General features: G+C 65.4%; 3 protein-coding genes. 1 reads left to right on the top strand and 2 read right to left on the bottom strand.

Annotated features, from left to right (window positions below):
- Positions 1-202, top strand: a 202-nt coding sequence (locus tag AC2VOK_RS21155; protein WP_428902194.1) for a hypothetical protein, incomplete at its 5' end; no start/stop codon positions are given.
- Here AC2VOK_RS21155 and AC2VOK_RS21150 read toward each other — a convergent pair.
- Complete coding sequence (locus tag AC2VOK_RS21150) at positions 148-1,536, bottom strand: PPE family protein (protein WP_428902195.1); 1,389 nt, start codon at positions 1,534-1,536, stop codon at positions 148-150. The two genes, AC2VOK_RS21155 and AC2VOK_RS21150, sit on opposite strands and share 55 nt — an antisense overlap.
- A 60-nt stretch (positions 1,537-1,596) precedes the next feature.
- Entirely contained in the window at positions 1,597-2,814 is a 1,218-nt protein-coding gene (locus AC2VOK_RS21145; protein WP_428902193.1) for a PPE family protein, read from the bottom strand.
- Positions 2,815-3,969: the final 1,155 nt, after the last annotated feature.

Below are 3,969 nucleotides of genomic sequence, written 5' to 3'. Positions count from 1 at the left end.
CGCCACAGTGCCGGCGGCGCGGCTCACGACGTGGTTCGTCTGGCTGATGCTCGCGGTCGCCCTCTACACGGCAGCCGAATCGGTGCTGGCGTCGGTGTCGCTTGCCACGCCGGAAACCTTACGCGACAACGGCGTGCGCCCCTCACATCACAACCCACCCCCGGGGTTGTCACGAGAGCCCCTTTTCTTGTCGCCGGTGTGAATGTGTACCGCATGGGTACCCGGTTTCCTCGACAGTTGGTCCAGCAGACTCTCAAGTTGAGCCTTGTCGGTGTGCCAGTGCTGAACCGACTCGGGCTTCTGGGATAGTTCGGCAAGGACGCGTTCGAATTTGCTGGGTTTCGAACCGCTCTTGTCGCGGGCCGTCTCCGATCGGTGCACAGTTGTCACGTTGACCGCGGGCGGCATTGCCTTGCCGAGTGCGCCGCCGACCGCGCTTGCCAGGATCATCTCGCCAGTCAGGTTTTCGATGGCCTTTGCCGCGACCGCAGGGGCTGCACCGGCGCCGGTACCCTGCAATCCGGAGGCAACCAGCTTGACGGTGGGGGTGGCTGCCGCCCAGTTTGGCGGTACTGACAACCCACCCGTCAGCCCAGCGCTGCCCAGCTGCGCTGAGACCACCGGGGCGGCTGCCGTCAGGTCCGCGTTCGGCGCCGTCATCGATGCAGCCAATTGCGGCCCCGATGCCGTAGACAACCCAACTGAGGATATCGCGCCTTGCATCCACATAATGTCGAGGTTCATGCCGAACATGGTGTTGACCACGCCGGAAGCTCCCACTAAAACAGCTCTCCCACCCGTATCCAGGAAATCCGCGGCGATCGACAACGGCGACGACGAACTCAACAGATCGAGCAGCGGCGTAATCGCCGACGAGACCGGCAGCGCCGAGGTCGCGGCGTTGCTCAGCGTTGCTGGTGTCGTGGACATCAGTTCGGCCAGCTGTGAGAGTATCGGCTGCACCCCGCCCGCTGACGCGCCGATCTCCTGAGCGGCCGACACGGCTGCAGCCGCGGCGCCGCCCGGATTTGTCGTGGGGGGCGCGGCCGTGAACGGCGCCAACCGGGTGGCAACCGCGGACGACGCCGCATAGTCGTACATCGCAGCGGTGTCCTGAGCCCACATCTGCTCGTACTGCGCCTCGGCAGCCGTGATCGCCTGCGTGTTTTGGCCGAAGACGTTCGTCGCGATCAATGCCGCCAACTCGCTGCGGTTAGCTGCGATCACCGCCGGGGGCACCGTCGCAGCGAAGGCAGTCTGGTAGGCGTGGACGGCAATGCCGGCCTGGAAGGCAGCTTGCTCGGCTCGCGCAGCGGTGTCACGCAGCCAGGCTGTATACGGACTGGCCGCGGCCGCCATCCGCACCGCCGAAGGGCCGCGCCATTGTGCTGACAGTGTCGACAGTGTGGACGCGTAAGAATTCGCCGCAGAGCGCAGCTCGGCGGCGAGAGTATCCCACGCCGCTGCGGCCCGCGACATTGATCCGGACCCGGCGCCGGCGTAGATACGGCCGGAATTGACTTCCGGCGGCAACATCCCGTAATCCATCTCTACCCCTTCGGTCTAGGGTGTCCCGTTGCACCGTGCGGTCAAGGGTTATTCGTCGTCTTCGGTTATCAGGATGATGTTTATGGGCGCATCGTCTGCCGCCACAGCATCTGCGGCGCGCACTTTGCCGGCTGTGGCGGTGCCGGCTCCGGTTCCGACGATCGCCCGTCCGGCCAGGCCGGAAAGCGCCATGCCACCGAATAGGTTTCCTTCTTCGGCGGCGGTAACCGCTGCCACGGCCGCGCCCGGTTCCGACACCGGCACAAACACGGCGACCGGCTTGATTTCCGGGGCCGCCAGTACCCAACTGTGCGGCACCGACATGTTACTGACCAAAGCCGCGCGTCCCATGCTGGCTGACACTTGCGCCGGTGTCGCCGAGCTGGCCAGCACACCTCCGGAACCAAACACGCCCGGCGGGACGCCTAGCACGACTTTGTCGAACTTGCTGGCCACATTCGCAAAGTTGACCCCCGTTTGGGTTATCGAGTAGAGCAATAGGCTTACAAGCTCGCCTTCTGGAAGCCCGGACAACAAATTGAACGGCGATAGCGACCCGACGGTCACATTTGCTAGCACGTCAACGAGCGAAGACGGTGTGGCCGCCGCCGCCGGCGAGGCGCCCACCGGGGCCGCCATCGTGTGCAGTAACTGGGGAACCGAGGACAGTAGAGCCGGCAATGTCTGTGCCGATGTCTGGGCGGCGCGGGTTACTGCTGCGGCCTGCGCAACCAGACCGCTGGAGTTGGTGGTCTGCGGCGGCTCGCCGAACGGAGTCACCGCGGATGCCGCCGAAGCAGAACTGGCGTAGCCGTACATGGCCGCGGCGTCTTGCTCCCACATCTCGGCGTAATCGAGTTCGGTAGCCGCGATTGCCGGGGTGTTCTGCCCGAAAATATTGGTTGCCACCAGGGATGCCAATAAGCTGCGGTTGGCCGCGACGGCCGGCGGCGGAACGGTGGCGGCAAATGCAGCCTCGTAGGCGGCCACCGCGGCGCGGGCTTGGACTGCGGTTTGGCGCGCGCGGACGGCGCTGGTGTCGAGCCATGTCGTATACGACTGGGCCGCCGCGGCCATCGCCGCGAACGACGGGCCATGCCATCTGCTCGCCAGCCCAGAAGTTGTCGACGAGTAGGCGGCCGCCATGGTCTCCAAATCTGCGGCCACACCGTCCCACGCGGCAGCGGCGGCCAACATTGGAGCTGACCCGGGACCCGTATACAAAAGACCCGAATTGACTTCTGGCGGCAATATCCCAAAATCCATTCGAAATCCCTAAGTAAGTCGCTAGTCAGCTGGGGGCGGCACCGACAGATCGGTGGCGGAGCGCAAGACCATGTCCTCGTAGTGGCCGAACCGGGTGATCAGGGTGGGGTCTTGGCGGCGAGTTCGGTTTCCTGTCCGCGGTTTTCGCCGTTGCCGTGGGCGAGTGCGCCCAGGTTCCGGTTGCGGATGCCCGCGAGTACGGCCGGGTGAGGACCTCGGCTGCGGCGGCTCGGGCGCCGGTGGCGGCTATTCGGTGCACGCGAGGTGCACATAGGTGGGCGTGCCGGCGGCGCGGCCGGGTGGTTCGCCTGCCTGCGGCGCCAGCACCTCCGCGAGCGGTTTTCGCTTGTGGGCAAGGATGTTTCGCTCCAACCTGCGTGCCGCGCGGCCGCGGACCCGGCCAGAAACCCGGTCGAGACGTCGATCGCGGTCAACGCTTCCAACGGCTCTCGGGTGCGGCCCATCGGCAGGTAGCGCGCGCACGTCAACAGCGCCGCCCGGACGCAGACCTCGGGTCCGATCCGCACCGGCTAGCCCCATGCCACGAGGGTCTCGGCATGGGCGGCAGGCACCGCCTCATCGTCCCACCCGCGGTGCTGACCATCCCGCAGGCTCGGTAAAGCTTCAAGAGTCGCAGGTACTCGGTGATCTGCAGGGGCGGCGGCTCCAGCAGATCGTCGCGTGCGACATCAACGATCGCCCGGGAATGCTCGATCACCTCCAACGCGACACCCGGTGTTTAAGCTCGGCGGAAAACTCGCGACGTTCCATACATGCGACTCCAATTCGGTTCAGCCTCGACAATAAATCAAGGCGGTGTCTGAAGGTCACCATGCTGCCCCCGGACCGGCATACATCCGGCTCGAATTGATCCCCGGCGGCAGTGCCGCGAAATCCACGCGGGGTAGGAACTCAGGCCACATGGTCACTATCGACGCCAAACTCTCTCAAGCATGCGGTGCTTCACCACGCTATCTTCGATGCACGCTGGCGTAACAGGGCCCAAAGCCCTCTCTGGACCTGGGCCCGTACATGGTGAGGAACCGTTGACCCGCCCGTGAAACGTTGATGACGGCCCGACCCGGCGGGGCAGCGCTGAGACCGCGCCCACGAAAATGTCATCCGGAGATCCGAAGAGGGCCCAAAGTCCCTACC

The organism is Mycobacterium sp. TH-M116 (assembly GCF_057473685.1).
Note: the sequence above shows the minus strand (reverse complement) of the source record. Positions and strands in the feature narration are given on the sequence as shown.